Raw genomic sequence first — 20,276 nt, forward strand, 5'->3', positions numbered from 1 at the left:
TTGAAAAACCTGCAATTCTTTCCAGTTTTATTCTACCTGTTTTTTATAGGTTTGTCGATAGCGTTTTCATTGCGATTGTTTGAATCTTTTTTAAAAAACCCTCATAATAAGAGCATAAAAAAGAAAGAGGTGATAATAGTGAAATGGAGACGAATGCCAGTAGGGCCGATTCAAGCGAACGCATATTTTCTCATCAATGATGATCAATGCCTGATTTTTGATCCGGGCGGCGAGGGACATAAAATCAATCAATACATAAAAGAAAAAGGGCTGACGCCTTTAGCCATTTTGCTTACACATGCCCATTTTGACCATATTGGGGCGCTTGATGAAGTGAGAGAAAAATGGGATATCCCTGTTTACCTGCATCAAAATGAAAAAAATTGGCTTACGGACGCTTCTTTAAACGGCTCCGGCATGCTGCGAGGGATAGAAGTCACAGCTAAGCCTGCAGATCATCTAATTGAAGGCGACGGTGAGTTGAATATCGGGCCGTTTCATTTGGAAACATTATTTACGCCGGGACATTCACCAGGCAGTGTGTCTTACTACGTGAAAGATGCAGACTTGGTTATCTCCGGAGATGTCTTGTTCCAAGGCGGTATAGGACGTACGGATTTAATAGGCGGCGATCAAGAGACGCTGCTGACGTCCATTCATGAAAAACTGCTTACGCTTCCGGAACACACGCTGGTGTTAAGCGGCCATGGACCTGAAACAGACGTACTGACTGAGCAGGATCAAAATCCGTTTTTAAATGGGTTTTCATTGTAAAAAAAGAGACAAACCGATAAGGTTTGTCTCTTTTTGCATTTAATGGCCTCCGCCGCCGGGCACCATAATAAAAATTGAGTAATATGTAAAGCCGGCGAAGAAAATCGTTAAATAAGCGCCAAAAATATAAATATACATGCGTTCGGTTAAGTTCAAATACGATAGAAACACAAATAAGATCGTCTGTCCAAAAAATAAAAGGGAAGCATCTTTCATATCACCTAAATAAAACATGACTGCAAAAATTCCCGTCCAAAATCCTAACACCCGGAACATGCGATTCATTTTTATCCCCTCCCGAGAGTCCCTCTGACTGTTATTATAATAGATCACACCTAGAAATGTAAACATTTTCATTATTAATATACAAATGGAATTTGTCCCTTTGATTGTGTTTTCTATTGTATGAATGTTTTTTAAAAAATAATCCGAAAAAAGTTCTGTAAATGGTTTAAATGAAAAATGATCCGGGTAGTTATTCTACAAAGAGATGGTTAACTGAGGAGGAAAAAACGAATGGAACAACAATTAACTTTTTACTCATATCCAAGCTGCACGTCATGCCGAAAAACAAAACATTGGCTTAAAGCACATCAAATTGAATTTAACGAACGGCATTTATTCAGAGAAACCCCGACAAGAGAAGAATTAAAGTACATTTTATCGTTAACGACAGAAGGAATTGATGAAATTTTGGCGACAAGAAGCCAGACTTTCAAAAATTTAAATTTAAACATTGAAGAAATGACGGTAAATGAGGTGCTGGAACTTTTAATCGAGAAGCCGAAGCTTTTGCGACGCCCGATTCTAGTAGACAACAAAAAGCTGGTGATTGGTTATAACCCGGGAGAATTGTTGAAGTTATCGAAGAAGAAAACAGTTCATCAATCTGCATGATGAAAAACCGAAGATCCGCTGATTTATTCGAATCAGCTTATCTTCGGTTTTTCACCTGTTCAGAAACTGGGCTAGCTGGATTCGAACCAACGATCACGGAGTCAAAGTCCATTGCCTTACCGCTTGGCTATAGCCCATTGAATCTAAACATAGTATGTGTAAAGGCAGACGCGTTATACATATATAGCGTACATTTTTCAAAAACAGGAGGGAGCTCATTAAGATGATAGCTCTTGATCAGCACTTAACAGAGCACAAAGAAGATATCACGCAACAATGGCTGGAAGTTTGTACGTCAAACGGCAGCTGGCTGTATTCAGCGAAAGATCAGCAAAAACTAGAACAAAAGTTAAAAGACCAGCATGAATTATTGGTGACCATCGTAGCAAAATCCCTTAGAAAAGAAGACGTAGAGGATGAGCTCAACCGGTGGTCTCTTCAATGCGCCAGAGACCGTGCCGTTCATGAAGTGACGGTTACACAAAGTGTCGGCCAGTTTAACACTTTCAGGCACATCATGTTTGAATGGATTCAGAAATTCAGCGAAGCTTCTTCTCAAGACATCAGCATTCAGGAATTTTATGAGTGGAGCCGGATCTTGAATCAAAACATTGATGAGATCATCGAAGTGTTTACGGAAGAATATCACCAGGTGACCATGATACAATTAAACGCGCAAAAAGAAATGATTAATGAATTGAGTGCGCCGATTATGCCGATTACTGATGGAATTGGGATTCTTCCGCTTGTCGGTGAAATTGATACGCACAGAGCGAGGACGATTTTGGAGTCTGTGCTGGAGCAGTGCTCAGCGTTAAAGCTCTCGTATTTATTTTTAGATATTTCGGGCGTTCCTATCGTTGATACCATGGTAGCCTATCAAATTTTTAAAGTGATTGACAGCACCAAATTGCTCGGCATTGAGACGATTATTTCAGGAATCAGGCCGGAAATTGCCCAAACTGTCGTGAAGCTGGGTCTGGATTTTTCGAATGTGAAAACCGAGCAAAGTCTTGCTAAAGCCCTGGCCAATAAAGGGTTTAAAATAAAAGAGTGTTGATGCCTTTGCCATGTTTATCTTGAAAGATAGCAGCTGAACAGCCTTTCACGGGCTATTCAGCTTTTTTAACTTCTATAAATAAAATGTGATGGCTGTTGATGTCTTTTACCTTAAAAGAGTAGCCATCATATTCTATGGTACTTTCAGGCTCAGCGTCTATGTTTTGTGTCAAAAACCAGCCGCCCAAGGTGTCTACTTCTGCGTCTGATAAATCGGTTCCAAGCAGGCTGTTAACATCGCTGATTAATAATTTTGCATTTAACAAGTAATGATCCTTTCCAAGTTCGCGGATATGAGGCACTTCATCCGCATCAAATTCATCACGGATTTCTCCTACAATTTCCTCGATAATATCTTCGACAGTGACCAAACCGGACGTCCCTCCATATTCATCTATGAGGATCGCCATATGAGTGCGTTCCTTTTGCATTTTCAGCAGTAGTTTATAAATAGGAATCGTCTCAATGACATGGATAACGGGCTGTACGAAAGGTTCAATTTGATGCTTCTTGATTGAAAAATCTTTCGTCAGCATGGAAAACAGCACTTCTTTCATATTAATCACGCCAATGACGTTATCTTTATCCTCTCTTACAACTGGGTACCGTGTATATTTTGTTTGCTTGACTGTTTCCTGAAGATTTGAAATGGAGTCTTCATCTAGTGACAAACTGACCATTTCATTTCGCGGCACCATAATTTCCTTTGCCATTCGTTTATCAAAGGTGAAGATATTATTCATGTACTTTAATTCACTTTTTCTGATCTCTCCGCTTTTATAGCTTTCAGCCAATAGGACCCGAAGTTCTTCCTCTGTATAAGCCAGCTCATGCTCTGATGCCGGCTTCAGCCCAAACACTCCTGTAATCAATCGGGCAGAGTGGTTCAACAGCCAAATGAATGGAAACATGATCTTATAAAACCAAATAAGCGGTTTAGCGAACAACAAGGTAATGCTTTCTGCTTTTTGAATGGCAAAACTCTTTGGCGCCAGTTCCCCAATAACGACATTTAAATACGTAACCGCTAAAAATGCGATGACGAGTGAAAGTAGGTGGGTAAGCGATTCATTTAAGCCTGCTTTATGAAAAAGCGGTCGAAGCAGAGTTTGCACAGTCGGTTCCCCAAGCCATCCCAGTCCTAAAGCTGCGACTGTGATGCCCAGCTGACAGGCTGATAAATATTCATCAAGGTGAGTGATGACATGCTTTGCCGCTTTAGCACCTTTCTTTCCTTTTGCGACAAGCTGATCAATTTTGGACCGCCGCACTTTTACGATTGAAAATTCTACGGCAACAAAAAATCCTGTTAACAAAATGAGAATAGCGACTGCTAGTAAATTGACAAATTCCAAAACAACTGCCTTCTCCAAGGAAGGCATGCACCTCCCTTTTCCGATGTCTTTCTACATTCCATACCACCTGAAAATGCTCATAAAACATGTGTTGAAGCGGCAGACTGGTTTAGTGACGCGGTTATTGGGCAATTAAAGAATAAAGAACAAAAGTTTGGAGGATCTTGACATGAAGGCACATTCAGGAAAGGATTGGTTTTGGTACCAAATGGGGCCTCAAGAAAGAAGTAAGGCAAGAGATCTAATCCATTTTTCTCACTGGCCTCAGTGTGAAAAGTGGTTTGAAAATAACCACCACGTTAATTTTTTGCGGGTAGATACAACTGATACGGAAAATGAAGCGGTATTTGGGTCGATTGTTTATGATCAGGGGCTTGGTGAAGAAAAAGACCATACTGTTTTTCACTTTTATATCACCAGACAATATTTTTTTACAATCAATTTTGACTTTTCAATTTTGAGAGAGATTAAAGGAAAAGAAGTTGTCCGGCAAATGGAAAGAGCGGACAATGCGATAGAGGGGTTTTTAATTCTTCTCGGCGAACTAATGAATGCGTATTTAATCGGTGTTGATGAATTTGAAGTAAAGCTGAGAAAGCTCAGATGGCAGATTAAAGACGACAATAGCAAAAGCATTTTAAACCGCGTCCATCTCCTGCGCCATGAACTGATGATTTGGAAAAATTTGATACTGAGCGCTAAAAAAATTGAAATGGCGTTGAAAGAAACCTTTTTACCTCAAAATGAAGAGAAAAAGGATTATCAGCGGACACAACTGAAGATTGACAGGGGATTTACATACATCAGCGAATTTGAAGGGGAGCTTAACAATCTGCTGCATTCAGAGGAAGTCATTACCTCACATAGGGGGAATGAAATTGTAAAAGCACTGACCATTTTCACGACGCTTTTTACACCGATTACAGCTCTGGGTGCCTTATGGGGGATGAACTTTTCAGTGATGCCGGAACTGAATTGGAAATACGGATATCTCTTTTCTCTCTTATTGATTGTCACATCTACAGTTCTGATCTATCTCTATTTGAGAAAAAAAGGCTGGACGGGAGATATGCTGCAGGAGCGGAAGAAGAAAAAGAAACCTCGAAAAAGGCGGACTCTATAGGATGTTTCACATTTTGTGCAGCGTGCCCCGCTTTTTCACCAGACATATCAGGGTGACCGGATACGATGTCAAGGCGCTTATGGCAGAGCATCAAATCCGCAGTTTATCGATTCTTGAAAATGACCGGTATTGTTGCATTAGGCGACCTTTCCGTTGAAAAAGATACTGGTCAAAAAGCGAAAACAGCATAATAAAATGGAATCAAGCAGGCATGGTGACCATGTCTGCTTTTTTATTTATAGGGAAAATTATAATGAAAGGGGCACATTCAGTTGAAAGTTTTTTTCTTGCCAGAAAGAATTGGTTTTTCAGCATATAACATCTCTCAAAATCACGTTTTCCCTGTTTGATTACCGTTTCTTCTTTTTCTACAATATGCGTTGAAAGGAGAGGGAATCAAATTGGATTCAATAGAAAAGGTAAGCAAAAACTTGATTGAAGAGGCATATCTAACAAAGGCTTCTGATATTCACATCGTGCCGAGGGAGCGGGACGCTATCATTCATTTTCGGGTCGATCATGCCTTGCTGAAAAAAAGGGACATGAAAAAAGAAGAGTGCGTAAGACTGATTTCACATTTTAAATTTCTTTCAGCAATGGATATAGGTGAAAGGCGAAAGCCGCAAAACGGTTCGCTTACGTTAAAGCTGAAAGAGGGAAATGTTCATTTAAGAATGTCAACGCTGCCCACAATTAATGAAGAAAGCCTCGTGATCAGAGTGATGCCCCAATACAATATCCCTTCGATTGATAAATTGTCGCTATTTCCGAAGACAGGAGCCACATTACTCTCGTTTTTAAAACATTCCCATGGCATGCTCATTTTTACCGGGCCGACTGGTTCAGGGAAGACTACCACATTATACTCTCTCGTTCAATATGCAAAAAAACACTTTAATCGAAATATTGTCACATTAGAGGACCCTGTTGAAACAAGGGACGAAGATGTTCTTCAGGTTCAGGTGAATGAAAAAGCCGGTGTAACTTATTCCGCAGGTCTGAAAGCAATTTTGCGCCATGATCCTGATATGATTATTTTAGGTGAGATCAGAGACGCGGAAACAGCTGAAATTGCGGTGCGGGCAGCGATGACGGGACATCTGGTACTGACGAGCCTTCATACGAGAGACGCAAAGGGCGCAATTTACAGACTGCTTGAATTCGGTATCAATATGAATGAAATCGAACAGACTGTCATTGCAATAGCGGCTCAGCGCTTGGTTGATTTGGCTTGCCCGTTTTGTGAAAACGGATGTTCATCAGTGTATTGCCGCCAGTCACGAAATACCAGGAGAGCTAGTGTTTATGAGCTTCTATACGGGAAAAATCTTCAGCAATGTATTCAGGAGGCAAAAGGAAATCATGCAAATTACCAATATCAAACGCTTCGTCAAATTATCAGAAAAGGAATTGCGCTCGGCTATTTAACGACAAACAACTATGACCGGTGGGTTTATCATGATAAAGATTAGAAAAGTCTGGTCGTTAAAGGATCAAGCCAGGTTATTAAAGCGGCTCGGTGAAATGACTGCGGGCGGATATACGCTTCTGGATGGATTACGCCTGATGGAACTTCAGATGAATAAGAGGCAGGCGGCTGACTTGACTGATACGGTCACTTTTTTGAGGGAAGGGGCTCCGTTTTATCAAGTACTAAAGAGTTTGTCATTTCATAAGGAAGCCGTAGGTATTTGTTATTTTGCTGAAACACATGGTGAACTGCCTGCTTCCATGATCCAGAGCGGAGAGCTGCTGGAACGAAAAATTGCACAGTCAGACCAGCTGAAAAGAGTGCTGCGCTATCCGCTTTTCCTCATTTTTACGGTCGCTGTCATGTTTTATATGTTACAGTCCATCATCATTCCTCAGTTTTCCGGTATCTATCAATCGATGAATATGGAAACCTCACGTTCAACCGATATGCTTTTTGTTTTTTTTCAGCATATTGATCTTGTGATCATTTTGCTGGCTCTTTTTACAGCAGGTATCGGGATTTATTATTGGCTTGTGTTTAAGAAAAAATCACCTGCCCGGCAAATGCTGATTTGTGTCAGGATTCCTTTGGTTGGAAAGCTTGTCAAACTGTTTAACAGCTACTTTTTTTCTTTGCAGCTAAGCAGCCTTTTAAAATCGGGCCTCTCAATTTATGAAAGCCTTAATGCATTTAAACATCAAACGTTTCTCCCTTTCTACCGCTGCGAGGCTGAACAATTGATTGAACGGCTAAAAGCCGGTGAGTCAATTGAAGCCGCTATTTGTGGAAGACCTTTTTATGAAACTGATTTATCAAAAGTCATATCTCACGGCCAGCTGAGCGGCCGATTGGATCGAGAGCTATTCACATACAGCCAGTTCATATTGCAGCGGCTGGAACACAAAGCGCAAAAATGGACAGGCATTCTTCAGCCAATGATTTATGGATTTGTTGCAGCAATGATCTTACTTGTGTATTTATCTATGCTCTTGCCTATGTATCAGATGATGAATCAAATGTGAAAGGAAGAGGCTGATGAATGAGAAAGGATTTACACTTGTTGAAATGTTAATTGTGCTCTTTATTATTTCGATCTTGCTTTTAATTACGATACCGAACGTCACGAAACATAATCAAACCATTCAAAAAAAGGGCTGTGAAGGCCTACAAAACATGGTTAAGGCACAAATAACTGCATTTGAGCTTGATCATGAAGGACAAACTCCGAGCCTTGCCGATTTACAGTCAGAGGGCTATGTGAAAAAGGATGCTGTCTGTCCAAATGGGAAGCGCATTATCATCACCGGAGGAGAAGTTAAGGTTGAACATTAAATTAAACGAGGAGGAGGGGTTTACCCTTTTAGAAAGTTTGCTTGTGTTAAGCCTTGCCTCTATCCTCCTGGTTGCCGTCTTCACTACACTTCCTCCTGCTTATGACAATACAGCTGTCCGACAGGCAGCAAGGCAGCTGAAAAATGATATTATGCTCACACAGCAGACTGCTATTTCCCGTCAACAAAGAACAAAAATTCTCTTTCATAAAAAAGAATATCAATTAGTCATTGGTGATACGGTCATTGAACGTCCGTATGCAACGGGACTTTCTATAGAACTGCTGACATTAAAAGACCGTTTGGAATTTAATGAGAAAGGGCACCCGAATGCAGGCGGAAAAATACGAGTAAAAGGCCATGCCGTTTATGACATAACAGTTTATCTAGGGAGCGGGAGAGTCAATGTGGAGAGAAAATAAAGGTTTTTCTACAATAGAAACAATGTCTGCGCTAAGCCTGTGGCTGTTTGTGCTGCTGACAGTCGTCCCCTTGTGGGACAAGCTGATAGCTGATGAAAAAATGGCGGAATCACGAGAAATCGGCTATCAGATGATGAATGAGAGCATTAGCAAATATGTCATGAGTGGTGAAGGAGCCGCGTCAAAAACGTTTACAAAGAACAATCATATCTATGCAATGAAGTGGGAGGAGGAGGGCGAATATCAAAACGTATGTATCAAAGCCGCAGCTTATAAGGAAAAATCATTTTGCCTCAGCATCCTGCAGACAGAATGGCTACACGCTTCTTAACGTATTATTTTCGCTCTCAGTCTTTTTGCTCATATCAGGATCGTTAGCTGCGATTTTCCATCTGTTTTTGTCTCGACAGCAGGAATATGACGGTTTCACACAGAAAGAATGGATGATTTCGATAGAACAGATGATGAATGAATGCAAGGAGTCACAGGCAGTTAAGACAGCCGAGCATGGGAGCGTGTTAATCTGCACCAATCTTTCCGGGCAGGACATCCGTTTCGAAATTTATCATTCAATGATAAGAAAAAGAGTGGATGGCAAAGGGCATGTTCCGATTTTAGATCATATTACTGCCATGAAAGCTGATATTAAAAATGGTGTTGTTTTGCTGAAAATTGAGAGTGAGGACCAAAAAGTGTATCAAACTGCTTTTCCAGTCTATTCGTATTTAGGAGGGGGGTAAATGTACCGTACAAGAGGGTTTATTTATCCAGCTGTTCTTTTTGTGTCAGCGCTTGTGCTGTTAATCGTGAACTTTGCTACTGCTCAATATATTTCACGCTGCATGTTTGAGAAGGAAACAAAAGAGTTATACATAGGAGAGAATTTGCTTCAAAATGGGGTGCTTCTTTCAATTCGGCATGTTCTAGAGGAACGGAAAGGCCAGGAGGGTACGCAGCAATTTCCATATGGACGGGTTTCTTATTACATTCATGATACATCGATAAAAGAGCAAAAAGAAATCAACTTAAGAGTGTCAACGGAGTCGGGAACAGAAAGAACTGCACAGATCGTGTTTGATCAAAAACAGAAAAAACTGCTGAGATGGACAGAATAATACAGCGTAAAGGGTATAAAAAAAGTCATGTGAGACAACACTCATAATAATTGAATGATGAGGTGATCACGTGAAAACGAATGATTATGTTAAATATATGACGCAGCAATTTGTCAAATATATAGATACCCCGAGAGATGAGCGAAAAGAACGAAAAGAGGTGCGGAAAGAAACAAAAACGCCTGCTTCCCAGCAGTGGTTCGGTATTTTACCCTATGGCTTCCGACTTTGGCTGAAACGGAAAAAATAATCGCAAATAAACGAATAAGGTCCTTCAAAAAATGGAGGACCTTATTGATATTCTTCTAATATGGCAATTTTATTGACCTTTTGGCTATAAGGATCAAATGAAATCGTCACAAAAACGCCGAATTCTTTTGACCCTTCCCTCAGAGTTAAATGGTATTGCTTCACTGCTTCATCTTTTCTTTTACGGTCCCATACTTTTTGTTTGAACAGTACCTGTGCGAGCGGGTACCTTTTTTTTGCTTCTTTTACAGCAATCTCTTCCCATTTGGACATGTGGCGGGCGGTTATAAGCGGTGTTTCTTCTGCGTGAGCGGCTGTGGTGCCAAAGACGAGAAGAGATAGACAAATCACACATTGTTTGATCATCATGCTGTCACCCTTTCTTTGTTTATTATTACCAAATAATAACGGGATATGCATTTAAATTCTCACATAACAATCCCAAAAATTTCAAAAAATTGAAAAAATGAGCAATACTGAGCAAGACTTTGTAATATGATGAAAACATTCTTTTAAACGAACGAAATGAGCGATTTCGGTGTTTTTAAATCTATAAATCGTTGATTATACTCTATTTGTGTAGTTCTTTAAAGAGAACGATTGTCATATCAAGTTACAGTGTTTTACAGGAGGTAAGATATGTTTCGATTGTTTCACAATCAGCAAAAGGCGAAGACGAAACTGAAAGTTCTGCTTATCTTTCAGCTTTCAGTCATTTTCAGTCTGACTGCCGCAATATGCTTACAATTTTCCGATGATACAAGCGCTGCTTTTCATGATATTGAAACATTTGATGTCTCACTTCAAACATGTAAAGACTTTCAGTATACAGATAAAAACTGCCATTATGATAAACGCTGGGATCAAAGTGATTTGCACATATCAGATCAAACGGATACGAAAGGCACTGTATGCTCACCTTTCGCCTTATTTGCTGTGCTCGAAAATACAGGTGAGAAACTTAAGAAATCAAAGTGGAAGTGGGAGCTTCATAAGCTTGAAAATGCCCGCAAACCGTTAAAGGATGGGAACGTGATCGAAAAAGAATTTGTCTCCAATCAAATTGGCGATTCACTTTATAAAATTGAGACGAAGAAAAAAATGAAACCCGGCATTTATGCATTTAAAGTATATAAACCGGCAGGCTACCCGGCAAACGGCAGTACATTTGAGTGGTCGGAGCCTATGACGCTTGCAAAATGCAATGAAAAACCGACAGTCCCTAAAAAAGAAACAAAGTCGGACGTCAAAAAGGAGAATGAAACAACACAAAAGGATATACAGGAAAAAACAATGAAAGAAGAAACATCTCAAGAAGCTGTAACCAAAGAAAAAGAAACTCAATCAGACCAGAAGGAAAGCGGGGAAGAGGATGAAAAAAGCAATGAAGCTGATCAGTAATATTTTATACGTGATCATCTTTACTCTTATTATTGTGCTGACACTTGTCGTGATTTCAACACGTTCATCCGGGGGAGAGCCGGCGGTGTTTGGGTATACGCTGAAATCAGTTTTGTCAGGTTCGATGGAGCCGGAGTTCAATACAGGTTCCTTAATATTGGTCAAAGAAATCGCTGATGTGAAAGAGCTTCAAAAAGGTGACGTTATTACATTTATGCAGGATGCAAATACGGCGGTCACCCACAGAATTGTTGACATAACAAAGCAAGGAGACCATTTGTTATTTAAAACAAAAGGTGATAATAATGCAGCAGCTGATTCAGCGCCTGTATCGGACGAAAATGTTCGCGCACAATACACAGGTTTTCAGCTTCCATATGCAGGCTATATGCTTCATTTTGCCAGCCAGCCGATTGGAACGGCTGTATTATTGATTGTTCCCGGCGTGATGCTGTTAGTGTACGCTTTTGTGACGATCAGCAGCGCCATTAGAGAAATTGAAAGAAAGACAAAAGCCTTGGAAACAGATACAAAGGACAGCACCATGTCTACTTAACTTCAGTTGTAAACCTGGCAACAGGTTTCGATATAAAATCATTCAATAAAAGGGGAGTTTACCATGGGTATGAAAAAGAAATTGAGTTTAGGAGTTGCTTCTGCAGCACTAGGATTAGCTTTAGTTGGAGGAGGAACATGGGCAGCATTTAACGACATTAAATCAAAGGATGCTACTTTTGCATCAGGTACGCTTGATTTATCTGCTAAAGAGAATTCAGCGAGTGTGAACTTATCAAATCTAAAGCCGGGAGATAAGTTGACAAAGGATTTCCAATTTGAAAATAACGGATCACTTGCGATCAAAGAAGTTTTAATGGCGCTTAATTATGGAGATTTTAAAGCAAACGGCGGCAGCAATACATCTCCAGAAGATTTCCTCAGCCAGTTTGAAGTGACATTGTTGACAGTTGGAAAAGAGGGCGGCAATGGTTACCCGAAAAACATTATTTTAGATGATGCGAACCTTAAAGACTTGTATTTGATGTCTGCTAAAAATGATGCAGCGGCTGCTGAAAAAATCAAAAAACAAATAGACCCTAAATTCTTACATGCAAGCGGTAAAGTCAATGTAGCAACAATTGACGGTAAAACCGCTCCTGAATATGATGGTGTTCCAAAAACACCAACTGACTTCGATCAGGTTCAAATGGAAATCCAATTCAAAGATGATAAAACAAAAGATGAAAACGGGCTTATGGTTCAAAATAAATATCAAGGCAACTCCATTAAGCTTCAATTCTCGTTCGAAGCTACACAGTGGAACGGCTTGACAATCAAAAAGGACCATACTGATAAAGACGGTTATGTGAAAGAAAATGAAAAAGCGCACAGCGAGGATAAAAATTAATAACAGCAATAAAAAGAGACGGCCCAGTAAACTATCACTGGGCCGTCTCGATGGTTATTGACAAAAGAGGAGTTAGTGCCTCTGCTCAGGCACTACTCCTCTTTTTGAGATTTTCTCCATTTTTGATAATCTAAAAATTCACGAAATTGTTTTTTCGATACCCCGGATGTCATCGTATCGCGAACCAATTTCTCCCATTCACTATCTAATTGACCATCGTATTCGGTTTCATGTTTCTCATCGAGCAAAGTATGAACCGAGACGTCCAGAACAGCGGAGACTTTTTCGAGAAATTGAATGGAGGGGTTCGTTTGTAGATTTCGTTCTATTGAGCTTAAATAAGACTTCGCTACCCCAGCTTTTTCAGCTAGTTCTGATAGTGAGTAGCCTTTTTCTTTACGGTATTGTTTAATACGCTGGCCAATCAATGTCATCACCTTCCTTGTGATATTATAGCACATTCAGAAAGGATTTACGGTATGACTTCTGGCTGCCGGACCAGGATGAGCAGACTTTTTGTTTAAAAGTAAATATTTTCGTATTTCTTCCGGGCTGATATTTGCCTCTTTGGCTTCCACCATTAATTCAACCCATTCTTGATCCAATTCAAAGTGCTCTTGTTTTGCATTCTTCATGCAGTTTCTCCTCCTAAAATACTTGTTTATGTATTTCAGCCAGTCCGGCCATGACTTATTGTATGCTTCATTAGTCTCTGGAAGTCATTTGCCATTAAATCGCCAGAATTTTTTTCCAATATACCTTTATTATAATCGTATTTTCTCAAAAAAAACGAGAATGATGTCGAATGGTAAAAAAGTTAGCTTGAAATATTATTTTGCAGATAAAACAATCCGCCATTTTCAATTTCAACTGATATCTTTGGTTGATACAAGGTTTTCAGCGCCTGTTTTTCTAGATGGTATTCTTCTGGTTTTTCTTCTATATGCTCGTAAAACTTATCAAGCAATGTCATATCATTCTTCCACCTGTTAACCGCCTGTTCCGCCCAGTCGGACGGCTCCTGCATAGCGGATTTGGAAATATAGTTTTCCATACGCTTAAGTCCGCTTTCTGGTTTGATCATAGGTGAAATGGTGAAGCAATAGTCACATATTTGAGACGTCAGTGAAAACTGGGTCAGCTTGCTTTGAAAATCTTCAATTATCGTTCCAGAGACTAGGTGAAGACCTAGTGACAATAACTTATCCTTTTTCATGTCGGACTGGTATGAAATCGTGACATTTATACCAAGCCAAGGCTGAAGTGGGACTTTAGCTCCGGCTGATTCAATTTTCTCATACATTCTGGTAAATCTCCCATTTTGTTTAACAGCTTTAAATATTTGAAAAAGACGCGGGGCCCCAAAATATATAAATTCACCATCTAGGTCTTTTGGCGCATTTTCTTTATCTGTAATAAAAGTGATTTTCATTGGATTCGGATCACCGCCTGTCTTCTCGCGCCAATGCCAGTAGAAAGGGCGGTTCATGATTTGTTTGTCCATTTCAACTGTAAGCTGCACTGTCATATAGCCTAAGCCTTGATCGACGATTTGGCAGCTGTTTGCTTGAAAAAAACGCAGCAGAAAATCGTGAACCTCTTGCTGTCTCACTAATAAAACCTCCTTACAGGCTAAGATCCTCTTTTTTCAGCAGGCAGCTGTTTTTTATAAGACAAAAATGAGGTTAAGTTATCCATTTTTATTTTCATTTCTTCTTCTGTTGCTGAGTGATACAAAATGTCATGAAGGTGCTCTTCAAAATTGTTCACTTGAATTTTCGTTAAAATATCATCAAGTTCACCGACCACTTTTTCAAACAAATGAATTTTTTCATATAAAAGCTTTAGAATATGCTCTTCCACCGTATGTTTTGTCGCCATGTTATAAATATGCACGTCACGCTCCTGCCCGAGTCTGTGAATTCTTCCGATTCTTTGCTCAAGCCGCATCGGGTTCCATGGCAGGTCATAGTTGATCATGTGATTGCAAAATTGCAGGTTAATTCCCTCACCGCCTGCTTCAGTTGCAATAAGGACTTGGATTTTTCCGCGGAAAAGATCCTTCATCCAGTCTTTTTTTCCACGTTTAAATCCGCCTCTAAACGGCACAGAACTGATGCCGTTTTGCTGAAGAAACCACTGCAGATAAATCTGGGTTGCACGGTATTCTGTAAAAATGATGACCTTATCGTCGATCTTTTTGATCAAGTCAACAACTTGAAGCGCTTTAGAGTTTTGTGTCACTTGATTGATGCGATCTATCAAAACTGAAATCGTATCCTCATCAATGGCAGGTGCTTGTTTCTCTTTTTGATCAAGCATCTTTTTCAGCGTCATATACACCGCTTCTCTGCTCGAACAGCATTCTCTTTGCAAGGTCATAATCGAGAACATGCTGGCTGGTTTATTGATACTTTCCTTCAAACGAGAAATTTCATCATAAAGCGCCTGCTCTGATGGAGAAAATTCAATCGGCACTGTTTCAACATGGCGCTGTTTCCAATTCAGCCCGGTATCATGCCGCCTGTTACGGATCATGACTTTATTCACAAGATCTTTTAAATGTTCATGCGCTTCTAAACTGGATTTCTTCTTGGCGAACTCCTCCTGAAAGTGATTCTGACTGCCTAAATGGCCGGGTTTTAATAAGGACACCAAATTGAAAATCTCTTCGATACGGTTCTGGATTGGCGTCGCGGTAAGAAGCAGGCAATATTTTTTTACGAGATTCCGGACAAATTCATAGTTCTTCGTTTTGCTATTTTTCAGTTTGTGTGCCTCATCAATAATGACAAGATCATATGGGATTGACAGAACGATTTCGCGATGGGGCGAGCGCTTCGCGGTGTCTATTGATGAGACGACAATATCGCATTGCTCCCACACATAGCTTTTCTTTTGTTCAACAGCCGGAATCAAAAATTTTTCCTGAAGCTCTTTGACCCATTGTGACACAAGGGAAGCGGGCACAAGGATCAAAATTTTTTTTGCTAACCCGCGAATCATATATTCTTTTAGAATCAGTCCAGCTTCAACCGTTTTTCCGAGACCAACCTCATCTGCTAAAATCGCTTTCCCGTTCATTTTTTCAACCACTTTTTGCGCCACTTCAAGCTGGTGGGGGAGCGGCGTAAAGGAAGGCAGATATAAAGGAGCCCGTAAGCCTTCAAACTCTGGAATTGCTAATGTTTTCTGGATTTCTGCAGAGAGCTTGTACAGTTCCCAGTTTGCCCAAGGGCCATCGTTTTTCAGTCTTTCAGCAAATTCTTCAGGCCATTTTGCATCGTAGATCATTTCTGTATTCATTGCTTTGAAACCGCCTTTCTTATTCTTCGATTCTTAAGATGAATAATATAAGAAAAATCTGCCCAAATTGCTGTTGCCCAGCATATAGTGATGATGGTAGGATATGAGTATGTATTTGATGTAAGATATTGCTATAGTATGTCCATAACAGCATGAAAATATGAGCGAATGACAGCAAGGGGAGAGACCTGACCGAAAACCTCGGGATACAGGCGCCGAAGGAGCAAACTGCGGAGTGAATCTCTCAGGCAAAAGAACTCTTGCTCGACGCAACTCTGGAGAGTGTTTGTGCGGATGCGCAAACCACCAAAGGGGACGTCTTTGCGTATGCAAAGTAAACTTTCAGGTGCCAGGACAGAGAACCTTCATTTTACATGAGGTGTTTCTCTGTCCTTTTTTGTATGTTTTTTAGCTGCGCCGTTGATAAAGGGGAGGAATTAGATGCTGAAAAGAACGCCGTTATTTGACCTGTATAAGGAATATGGAGGAAAAACGATTGATTTCGGAGGTTGGGAGCTTCCTGTTCAATTTTCTTCTATAAAAAAAGAACACGAGGCTGTCCGAACTGCAGCCGGTTTGTTTGATGTATCTCATATGGGAGAAGTCGAAGTGTCAGGGAACGACAGTCTGTCTTTTTTGCAAAGATTGATGACAAATGATGTTTCCGCGTTAACGCCAGGCCGTGCTCAATATACAGCGATGTGTTACCCGGATGGCGGAACCGTCGATGATTTGCTTATCTATCAAAAAGGAGAGAACCGCTATCTGCTTGTCATTAATGCTTCTAATATAGATAAAGACTTGGCTTGGATGAAAGAACATGCAGCAGGTGATGTGCAGATTGACAATCAGTCAGATCAAATCGCGCTCTTGGCTGTACAGGGACCGAAAGCAGAAGCGGTCGTAAAAAATCTGACAGATGCAGATGTGTCTGCATTAAAGCCGTTTGCGTTTATTGATGAAGCCGATATCAGCGGCCGCAAAGCACTTATTTCACGCACTGGCTATACGGGAGAAGACGGGTATGAAATTTACTGCCGCAGTGATGATGCTATGCATATTTGGAAAAAAATCATCGATGCAGGGGATGCATACGGATTGATTCCATGCGGTCTCGGTGCACGTGATACACTCCGGTTTGAAGCGAAGCTCCCGCTCTACGGTCAGGAGCTGACCCCGGATATTACACCGATTGAAGCAGGTATAGGCTTTGCTGTAAAGCACAAAAAAGAGTCTGACTTTTTCGGTAAGTCAGTATTGAGTGAACAAAAAGAAAACGGAGCGAAGCGCAAACTTGTCGGTCTCGAAATGATTGAAAAAGGGATACCGCGGCACGGATATGAGGTTTTCCAAAATGGCAAGTCTGTCGGAAAGGTGACAACCGGCACGCAGTCACCGACATTAGGGAAAAACGTCGGCCTTGCCTTAATTGATTCGGAAACAAGTGATATCGGGACTGTTGTAGATGTAGAGATTCGCAAAAAATTAGTGAAAGCAAAGGTTGTCAAAACACCATTTTATAAACGCTAATATTTTTTCTTGGAGAGAGGAGACAACACATGAAGCACCGTTATTTGCCCGCTACAGAAAAGGATAAACAGGAGATGCTTGCTACTATCGGCGTAAGCAGCATCGATGATTTATTTGCTGATATACCGGAAAACGTCAAATATAAAAAAGAGTATCAAATCAAAAAAGCGAAATCAGAAACAGAATTAACAAGAGAACTGACAAAGCTGGCCTCTAAAAATTGTGATACCGTACAATACGCTTCTTTCTTAGGAGCGGGTGTATATGACCACTATCAGCCTGTCATTGTGGATCATGTCATTTCGCGCTCTGAGTTTTATACCGCATATACGCCTTATCAGCCAGAGATTTCACAAGGAGAGCTCCAGGCTATTTTTGAATTCCAAACGATGATCTGTGAACTGACAGGCATGGATATCGCAAACTCCTCGATGTATGACGGCGGAACAGCCTTGGCGGAAGCAGCAATGCTTGCTTCAGGCCACACGAAAAAGAAAAAAATCGTTGTGTCAAAAACCGTGCATCCTGAATCGCGAGAGGTGCTGAAAACGTACGCAAAAGGTCAGTATATTGATGTTGTTGAAGTACCCGCTGCGGATGGCGTTACGGATCTTGATGCATTGCGCCAAACCGTTTGCGAGAACACAGCCGCAGTGATCGTTCAGTACCCGAATTTTTTCGGCCGGATCGAGCCGTTAAAGGATATTGAGCCTATCGCTCATCAAGGGAAATCCATGTTTATTGTTTCAGCCAACCCGCTGGCGCTAGGTCTTCTCACTCCGCCGGGCAAGTTTCAGTCTGATATCGTCGTCGGTGATGCGCAGCCTTTCGGCATTCCTTCAGCATACGGCGGCCCGCATTGCGGCTTTTTTGCCGTTACTAAAAAATTAATGCGAAAGGTGCCGGGCCGTCTCGTCGGACAAACGGAAGACGAAAACGGAAAAAGAGGCTTTGTGCTTACCCTGCAAGCCAGGGAGCAGCATATCCGCCGGGATAAAGCAACATCAAATATATGCTCGAACCAAGCTTTAAATGCGCTGGCAGCATCAGTAGCCATGACTGCTCTCGGAAAAAACGGCGTAAAAGATATAGCCCGCCAAAATCTCTTAAAAGCCAACTATGCAAAGCAAGAAGCAAAAAAAGCAGGCCTTACCGTTATGTTTGACGGGCCGATGTTTAATGAATTTGTCATCAAACTGGATGAGCCGGTGAGAGCTGTGAACAAGCGTTTGCTGGCAAAAGGCATGATTGGCGGATATGATCTTGGGTTGACGTATCCGGAGCTGGACTGCCATATGCTGATTGCTGTAACGGAGCTGAGAACAAAAGAAGAAATTGACGCACTCATTCAGGAATTGGGGGATCGCCATGAGTAATCAGGACCAGGCACTTATTTTTGAACTTTCAAGAGAAGGCCGAATCGGCTATAGTCTGCCGGAGCTCGATGTACCGGAAATCGAATTGGGGGACCTCTTGTCAGACACCTATATTCGTGACGAAGACGCATCGCTGCCGGAGGTTTCAGAGCTGGACATCATGCGCCATTATACAGCGCTGTCCAAACGCAATCACGGGGTGGATTCCGGTTTTTATCCTCTCGGTTCTTGCACGATGAAATACAATCCGAAAATCAATGAAAAAATCGCGCGTATACCCGGTTTTGCTGCAATTCATCCCCTTCAGGATGAAGACACGGTGCAAGGCGCATTAGAGCTTTTATATGATTTAAGCAAGCACCTTGAAGAAATAACGGGAATGGATGAGGTTACGCTTCAGCCTGCTGCCGGAGCGCACGGCGAATGGACGGGGCTGATGATGATCCGTGCCTATCATGAAGCTCGCGGGGATTTCAAGCGGACGAAGGTCATTGTCCCTGATTCCGCGCATGGGACGAATCCTGCATCAGCGACAGTAGCAGGCTTTGAAACTGTTACGGTGAAATCGAATGAAAATGGGCTTGTTGATTTAGAGGATTTAAAAAGAGCAGTGAATGAAGAAACTGCAGCTCTCATGCTGACGAATCCGAACACGCTCGGCTTGTTTGAGGAGCAGATTACAGAGATGGCGGAAATTGTACACCAAGCGGGGGGAAAACTGTATTATGACGGCGCTAATTTAAATGCCGTTTTAAGCAAGGCGAGACCTGGAGATATGGGATTTGACGTGGTGCACCTCAACCTGCATAAAACATTCACAGGCCCTCATGGCGGCGGAGGCCCCGGCTCAGGCCCTGTCGGCGTAAAAAAAGATCTGATTCCTTATTTGCCAAAGCCAGTTTTAGTTAAAAAAGAAGGGCGCTTTACGTTTGATTATGACCGCCCTCATGCGATCGGCCGTGTGAAGCCGTATTACGGCAACTTTGGCATTAATGTGAGAGCGTATACGTATATTCGCTCCATGGGGCCTGACGGATTAAAGGCTGTTACTGAGAACGCAGTGTTAAACGCCAATTATATGATGAGAAAGCTCGCGCCTTATTACGATCTTCCGTTTGACCGCCATTGCAAGCATGAATTTGTATTATCAGGGAAGCGGCAGAAAAAGCTGGGAGTGCGTACGCTTGATATTGCAAAACGGCTCCTTGATTTCGGCTATCATCCGCCGACTATTTATTTCCCGCTTAATGTTGAAGAATGCATCATGATCGAGCCGACGGAGACCGAATCAAAGGAAACACTGGACGCGTTTATTGATGCTATGATTCAAATCGCAAAAGAAGCGGAGGAGAATCCGGAGCTTGTTCAGGAGGCCCCGCATACAACGATTGTAAAAAGAATGGACGAAACAAAAGCGGCGAGACACCCGGTGCTCAGATACGAGGCGGTAGAAAGATAA

At 41.4% G+C, this 20,276-nt stretch carries 26 protein-coding genes, 1 tRNA gene and 1 riboswitch; of the genes, 19 read left to right on the forward strand and 8 right to left on the reverse strand.

Annotated features, from left to right (window positions below; genetic code table 11):
- The first annotated feature begins 138 nt into the window (after nt 1–138).
- Nucleotides 139–774: an MBL fold metallo-hydrolase gene (locus tag SB658_RS03375; RefSeq protein WP_123373073.1), complete on the forward strand. Its 636-nt coding sequence runs from the start codon at nt 139–141 to the stop codon at nt 772–774.
- Between the two features lie 39 nt (nt 775–813).
- On the opposite strand, the gene SB658_RS03380 is transcribed toward SB658_RS03375, so the two are convergent.
- Nucleotides 814–1,059, reverse strand: a complete 246-nt coding sequence (locus SB658_RS03380) for a DUF2626 domain-containing protein (protein WP_003226300.1) — start codon at nt 1,057–1,059, stop codon at nt 814–816.
- A 231-nt stretch (nt 1,060–1,290) separates the two neighbouring features.
- Between SB658_RS03380 and mgsR the strand changes: the two genes are divergently transcribed.
- The gene (mgsR, locus tag SB658_RS03385) at nt 1,291–1,671 is read left to right on the forward strand and encodes a transcriptional regulator MgsR (RefSeq protein WP_003230147.1); all 381 of its coding nucleotides are present in this window, start codon (nt 1,291–1,293) and stop codon (nt 1,669–1,671) included.
- 66 nt (nt 1,672–1,737) lie between these two features.
- Here the strand turns inward: mgsR and SB658_RS03390 are convergent.
- A tRNA-Gln gene (locus tag SB658_RS03390) sits at nt 1,738–1,808 on the reverse strand.
- An 86-nt stretch (nt 1,809–1,894) separates the two neighbouring features.
- On the opposite strand from SB658_RS03390, the gene rsbRD reads away from it, so the two are divergent.
- Nucleotides 1,895–2,731, forward strand: coding sequence for an RsbT co-antagonist protein RsbRD (gene rsbRD / locus SB658_RS03395; RefSeq protein ID WP_041850019.1), 837 nt, complete (start codon nt 1,895–1,897; stop codon nt 2,729–2,731).
- A 52-nt stretch (nt 2,732–2,783) separates the two neighbouring features.
- Here rsbRD and SB658_RS03400 read toward each other — a convergent pair whose 3' ends face one another.
- Complete coding sequence (locus SB658_RS03400) at nt 2,784–4,112, reverse strand: hemolysin family protein (protein WP_003230150.1); 1,329 nt, start codon at nt 4,110–4,112, stop codon at nt 2,784–2,786.
- A gap of 142 nt (nt 4,113–4,254) precedes the next feature.
- On the opposite strand from SB658_RS03400, the gene corA reads away from it, so the two are divergent.
- The 10 genes from corA (at nt 4,255) to SB658_RS03450 (ending at nt 9,800) form a co-directional block, all read left to right on the forward strand.
- Complete coding sequence (gene corA / locus SB658_RS03405) at nt 4,255–5,208, forward strand: magnesium transporter CorA (RefSeq protein ID WP_032677123.1); 954 nt, start codon at nt 4,255–4,257, stop codon at nt 5,206–5,208.
- A gap of 65 nt (nt 5,209–5,273) precedes the next feature.
- Complete coding sequence (locus tag SB658_RS03410; RefSeq protein WP_003230155.1) at nt 5,274–5,399, forward strand: hypothetical protein; 126 nt, start codon at nt 5,274–5,276, stop codon at nt 5,397–5,399.
- A gap of 210 nt (nt 5,400–5,609) precedes the next feature.
- A complete protein-coding gene (gene comGA, locus SB658_RS03415) occupies nt 5,610–6,680 on the forward strand; it encodes a competence protein ComGA (protein WP_122894891.1) in 1,071 nt (356 codons plus the stop codon).
- Nucleotides 6,667–7,704 (forward strand): comG operon protein ComGB, encoded by a 1,038-nt coding sequence (comGB, locus tag SB658_RS03420; RefSeq protein WP_144500710.1) that lies wholly within the window; start codon nt 6,667–6,669, stop codon nt 7,702–7,704. Before comGA ends, comGB begins: the two co-directional genes overlap by 14 nt.
- A 13-nt stretch (nt 7,705–7,717) precedes the next feature.
- A complete protein-coding gene (comGC, locus tag SB658_RS03425) occupies nt 7,718–8,014 on the forward strand; it encodes a comG operon protein ComGC (protein ID WP_024573391.1) in 297 nt (98 codons plus the stop codon).
- Nucleotides 8,004–8,435 carry a comG operon protein ComGD gene (comGD, locus tag SB658_RS03430; protein WP_024573390.1) on the forward strand — a complete coding sequence of 144 codons (432 nt, stop codon included), beginning with the start codon at nt 8,004–8,006 and terminating at the stop codon, nt 8,433–8,435. The genes comGC and comGD overlap by 11 nt, the downstream gene beginning before the upstream one ends.
- On the forward strand, nt 8,419–8,766 hold the full coding sequence (comGE, locus tag SB658_RS03435; protein ID WP_086344081.1) for a ComG operon protein 5: 348 nt from the start codon (nt 8,419–8,421) through the stop codon (nt 8,764–8,766). Before comGD ends, comGE begins: the two co-directional genes overlap by 17 nt.
- Before the next feature lie 25 nt (nt 8,767–8,791).
- Entirely contained in the window at nt 8,792–9,175 is a 384-nt protein-coding gene (comGF, locus tag SB658_RS03440) for a competence type IV pilus minor pilin ComGF (protein WP_144500711.1), read from the forward strand.
- Nucleotides 9,176–9,550 (forward strand): competence type IV pilus minor pilin ComGG, encoded by a 375-nt coding sequence (gene comGG, locus SB658_RS03445; RefSeq protein WP_144500712.1) that lies wholly within the window; start codon nt 9,176–9,178, stop codon nt 9,548–9,550. It abuts the gene before it with no gap.
- Between the two features lie 70 nt (nt 9,551–9,620).
- A complete protein-coding gene (locus tag SB658_RS03450) occupies nt 9,621–9,800 on the forward strand; it encodes a YqzE family protein (protein ID WP_014480252.1) in 180 nt (59 codons plus the stop codon).
- Nucleotides 9,801–9,841: 41 nt separating this feature from the next.
- Here the strand turns inward: SB658_RS03450 and SB658_RS03455 are convergent, their stop codons facing one another.
- Entirely contained in the window at nt 9,842–10,168 is a 327-nt protein-coding gene (locus SB658_RS03455; protein WP_024573388.1) for a YqzG/YhdC family protein, read from the reverse strand.
- Nucleotides 10,169–10,438: 270 nt separating this feature from the next.
- On the opposite strand from SB658_RS03455, the gene tapA reads away from it, so the two are divergent.
- The 3 genes from tapA to tasA all read left to right on the forward strand — a co-directional run bounded on the left by tapA (nt 10,439) and on the right by tasA (nt 12,605).
- Nucleotides 10,439–11,200, forward strand: a complete 762-nt coding sequence (gene tapA / locus SB658_RS03460) for an amyloid fiber anchoring/assembly protein TapA (protein ID WP_085186488.1) — start codon at nt 10,439–10,441, stop codon at nt 11,198–11,200.
- Nucleotides 11,184–11,756: a signal peptidase I SipW gene (sipW, locus tag SB658_RS03465; RefSeq protein WP_003230181.1), complete on the forward strand. Its 573-nt coding sequence runs from the start codon at nt 11,184–11,186 to the stop codon at nt 11,754–11,756. The genes tapA and sipW overlap by 17 nt, the downstream gene beginning before the upstream one ends.
- 63 nt (nt 11,757–11,819) lie before the next feature.
- Entirely contained in the window at nt 11,820–12,605 is a 786-nt protein-coding gene (gene tasA, locus SB658_RS03470; protein ID WP_014664586.1) for a biofilm matrix protein TasA, read from the forward strand.
- Between the two features lie 92 nt (nt 12,606–12,697).
- Here tasA and sinR read toward each other — a convergent pair whose 3' ends face one another.
- From sinR to SB658_RS03490, 4 genes are all read right to left on the reverse strand, one after another.
- The gene (sinR, locus tag SB658_RS03475; RefSeq protein ID WP_080287687.1) at nt 12,698–13,033 is read right to left on the reverse strand and encodes a transcriptional regulator SinR; all 336 of its coding nucleotides are present in this window, start codon (nt 13,031–13,033) and stop codon (nt 12,698–12,700) included.
- Between the two features lie 33 nt (nt 13,034–13,066).
- Complete coding sequence (sinI, locus tag SB658_RS03480; RefSeq protein ID WP_003230187.1) at nt 13,067–13,240, reverse strand: anti-repressor SinI; 174 nt, start codon at nt 13,238–13,240, stop codon at nt 13,067–13,069.
- Between the two features lie 182 nt (nt 13,241–13,422).
- Entirely contained in the window at nt 13,423–14,217 is a 795-nt protein-coding gene (locus tag SB658_RS03485; protein WP_003230200.1) for a YqhG family protein, read from the reverse strand.
- 20 nt (nt 14,218–14,237) lie between these two features.
- Nucleotides 14,238–15,911, reverse strand: coding sequence for a DEAD/DEAH box helicase (locus SB658_RS03490; protein ID WP_085186487.1), 1,674 nt, complete (start codon nt 15,909–15,911; stop codon nt 14,238–14,240).
- 168 nt (nt 15,912–16,079) lie between these two features.
- A riboswitch (glycine riboswitch) is annotated at nt 16,080–16,181 on the forward strand.
- A gap of 171 nt (nt 16,182–16,352) precedes the next feature.
- Between SB658_RS03490 and gcvT the strand changes: the two genes are divergently transcribed.
- From gcvT to gcvPB, 3 genes are read left to right on the forward strand one after another with little or no spacing between them, the layout of a single operon-like run.
- Nucleotides 16,353–17,441 carry a glycine cleavage system aminomethyltransferase GcvT gene (gcvT, locus tag SB658_RS03495; protein ID WP_085186486.1) on the forward strand — a complete coding sequence of 363 codons (1,089 nt, stop codon included), beginning with the start codon at nt 16,353–16,355 and terminating at the stop codon, nt 17,439–17,441.
- Between the two features lie 29 nt (nt 17,442–17,470).
- Entirely contained in the window at nt 17,471–18,817 is a 1,347-nt protein-coding gene (gene gcvPA, locus SB658_RS03500) for an aminomethyl-transferring glycine dehydrogenase subunit GcvPA (RefSeq protein ID WP_032722115.1), read from the forward strand.
- Nucleotides 18,810–20,276 carry an aminomethyl-transferring glycine dehydrogenase subunit GcvPB gene (gcvPB, locus tag SB658_RS03505; protein ID WP_085186485.1) on the forward strand — a complete coding sequence of 489 codons (1,467 nt, stop codon included), beginning with the start codon at nt 18,810–18,812 and terminating at the stop codon, nt 20,274–20,276. The genes gcvPA and gcvPB overlap by 8 nt, the downstream gene beginning before the upstream one ends.

This window comes from Bacillus sp. SIMBA_008 (genome assembly GCF_046535495.1).
Lineage (GTDB): Bacteria > Bacillota > Bacilli > Bacillales > Bacillaceae > Bacillus > Bacillus subtilis.